This is a genomic window from Cellulomonas biazotea (assembly GCF_004306155.1).
In the GTDB taxonomy this organism is placed as follows: Bacteria; Actinomycetota; Actinomycetes; order Actinomycetales; family Cellulomonadaceae; genus Cellulomonas; species Cellulomonas biazotea.
The window spans coordinates 1-3,004 of the sequence record NZ_BIMR01000338.1; the positions used below are offsets into that span (position 1 = coordinate 1).

At 76.1% G+C, this 3,004-nt stretch carries 3 protein-coding genes; 1 reads left to right on the top strand and 2 read right to left on the bottom strand.

The annotated features are described in order from the left end of the window. A partial coding sequence (locus tag CBZ_RS18075) for an ATP-dependent helicase (protein WP_246013525.1) occupies positions 1-1,827 on the bottom strand: 1,827 nt, incomplete at its 3' end. Between the two features lie 185 nt (positions 1,828-2,012). Here CBZ_RS18075 and CBZ_RS18080 point away from each other — a divergent pair. After that, positions 2,013-2,276 (top strand): mycoredoxin, encoded by a 264-nt coding sequence (locus CBZ_RS18080; protein WP_130782858.1) that lies wholly within the window; start codon positions 2,013-2,015, stop codon positions 2,274-2,276. A 6-nt stretch (positions 2,277-2,282) separates the two neighbouring features. On the opposite strand, the gene nudC is transcribed toward CBZ_RS18080, so the two are convergent. Beyond that, positions 2,283-3,004: NAD(+) diphosphatase (gene nudC / locus CBZ_RS18085; protein ID WP_130782859.1), on the bottom strand; the 722-nt coding region annotated here is incomplete at its 5' end.

The following is a 3,004-nucleotide window of genomic DNA, read 5'->3' on the forward strand; positions in this document are numbered from 1 at the left end:
GTCGACCTCGTGGCCGTCGTCGACCGGCGCGCCCGCGAGCGCGCCGGGCACCGGACCACGGCCGCCCTGGACCGGGCGGGAGCCGGCGGCGGGACGCCGACCGTCCGGCCACACGCCGTCGAGGAACCGGGTGCGCACGCGGTTCGGGCGGCCGCCCGGCAGCCGCGAGCGCGCGTACGACAGGTGCAGGTGCTCACGGGCGCGGGTGATGCCGACGTAGAGCAGCCGGCGCTCCTCGGCGACCGCCGCGGAGGTGTCCGCGAGCGACGTCGGCAGCAGGCCCTCGCTGAGCCCGGCGAGGAACACGGCGTCCCACTCCAGGCCCTTCGCGGCGTGCAGCGACGCGAGCGTGACCCCTTCGACGGTCGGCGCGTGCTGCGCGGACGCCCGCTCGTCCAGCTCGGCGACGAGGTCGGGGAGCAGGGGCGTCCGGCCGTCGCTCTCCCGGCCGTGGGCGGCGAGCTCGTCGGCCAGCGTGACGAGCGCCTGCATCGCGTCCCACCGCTCACGCGCGGCACCGCGGGCGGCCGGCGGCTCGGGAGCCCACCCGACGGTGCGCAGGATGTCGCGCACGGTCTCCGGCATCGGCACCTGCGGGTCGGCGGACCGTGCGCCGCCGCGCAGCAGCACGAGCGCGTCGCGCACGTCGCGTCGGGCGAAGAACCGCTCGCCGCCGCGGACCTGGTAGGCGATGCCCGCCGTCGCGAGCGCCTCCTCGAACGCCTCGGACTGCGCGTTCGTCCGGTACAGGACCGCGATCTCGCTCGGCCGGACGCCGGTGCGCACCAGCCGCGCGACGGCGTGCGCGATCCCCGTCGCCTCGGCCTCGTCGTCGTCGTACGCGGTGTAGCGGACCTCGGGGCCGTCGGGCCGCTGCGCCCGCAGCTCGAGCGGCGCGGGACCGCCCGCCCGCCGGGTCGCGTCGATGACCTGGTTGGCGAGCGAGACCACCTGCGGCGTCGAGCGGTAGTCGCGCACCAGGCGGACGACCGTCGCGCCCGGGTGCGCGGTCGCGAACGTCGTCAGGTGGTACGGCGTGGCACCCGCGAACGAGTAGATCGTCTGGCTCGGGTCGCCCACGACGCACAGCTCGTGCCGCCCCCCGAGCCACTGGTCGAGCAGGAACTGCTGCAGCGGGCTGACGTCCTGGTACTCGTCGACGACGAAGTACTGGTACTGCTCGCGCACCTCGGCGGCGACGTCGCGCCGCTCGGAGAGCATCGCGGACAGCAGCAGCAGGACGTCCTCGAAGTCGATCCCGCCCCGCTCGGCCTTGACCTGCTCGTACGCCGTCATGAGGCGTGCGACCGCCTGCGGGTCCTGACCGCTCGGCACCGGCCGGCCGATCGCGGCGACCGCCTTCTCGTACTCGTCGGCCGTGACGAGCGAGACCTTCGCCCACTCGACCTCCGAGGCGAGGTCGCGCACGCTGACCCGGTCGACCGACAGCCCGACCCGGCGGGCCGCCTCGGCGACGACCTGCGCCTTCTGCTCGACGATCCGCGGGGGGGCGCCGCCGACGACCTTCGGCCAGAAGAAGCCGAGCTGCCGCAGCGCCGCCGCGTGGAACGTCCGCGCCTGCACGCCCGTCGCCCCGAGGCCGCGCAGCCGCGTGCGCATCTCCCCTGCCGCGCGCGCCGTGAAGGTCACCGCCAGGACGTTGCCCGGCCGGTAGACGCCGGTACGGATCCCGTAGGCGATGCGGTGCGTGATCGCGCGCGTCTTGCCCGTGCCCGCACCGGCGAGCACGCACACCGGGCCGCGCAGGGCGGTCGCCACGGCGCGCTGCTCCGGGTCGAGGGCGTCGAGGAGGGCGTCGGCGGACATCGTCGCCCAGTCTCTCAGCCCCGACCGACACCACCGGCCGCCCGTCCCCAGGTCAGCCCTTCGTGTGGTCCACGCCACACCGGACGCGAGGAAGCGCTCGCCGTGCGACCGTGTTGAGCGAGTCGACGGGGCACGCCCCGTCGACGCACGTCCGCCCGTTCCCCTCCCCCGTACCCGAGGACGGCATGACCACCGAGACCCTGCCCCAGGCCGGCACCGTGACGATGTACTCCACCACGTGGTGCGGCTACTGCCACCGGCTGAAGAAGCAGCTCGACTCCGCCGGCATCGGCTACACCGAGGTCGACGTCGAGGACGACGCGGGCGCCGCGGCGTTCGTCGAGCAGGTCAACGGCGGCAACCGCACGGTCCCGACGGTCGTCTTCCCCGACGGCGGCGCGCTGACGAACCCGTCCCTCGTGCAGGTCCGCGAGCGCCTCGGCGGCTGACGCCCGTCAGAACGCCGCGTGCTCCGGCAGTCGCTCGCCCAGCCAGTCCTCGACCAGCGCACGGGCGATCGACGCCGGCCCCGGCGGCACCACCTCGCGCGACGCGACGGCCTCGCGCAGGCGGTCACGCGTGAACCACGCCGCCTGCTCGACCTCGACACCGTCCACGACGACGTCCGTCGTCCGCGCGCGCGCCACGAACGCGACCATGAGCGACGCCGGGAACGGCCACGGCTGGCTCCCCCGGTACTCCACGTCGCCGACGACGACGCCCGTCTCCTCGCGGACCTCGCGGCGCACCGCGTTCTCCAGCGACTCGCCGGGCTCGACGAAGCCCGCCAGCGTCGACCACCGCCCCGCCGCCCATGCTCGCGCGTGCCCCAGCAGCAGCCGGTCCTCGTCGTCGACGACCGCCATGATCACCGCCGGGTCCGTCCGCGGGTAGTGCTCGGAGCCGTCCGCCACGCACGCGCGGACCCAGCCCGCCTGCACGACCCGGGTCGCCGCCCCGCAGCGCGGGCACCGCGGGTGGCGCGCGTGCCAGGAGTCGAGCGCGACGGCAGCGGTCGCGAGGCCCGCGTCGTGCGCCGTCAGGGCTGCGCCGACCGTCCGCAGCGACGACCACGAGGCCCCGTCCGGCAGCGACGCCGTCCGCCCGGCCGGCGCCGTCGCGCCCGCGTGCACGAGGACGTCGGACGCGGCGCCCGCGAGCGGGGCGTCCCGGCGGC

Bases quoted from the DNA above. Each gene is read 5' to 3' on its own strand.
- CBZ_RS18080 (WP_130782858.1), top strand. From the start codon at position 2,013: ATGACCACCGAGACCCTGCCCCAGGCCGGCACCGTGACGATGTACTCC.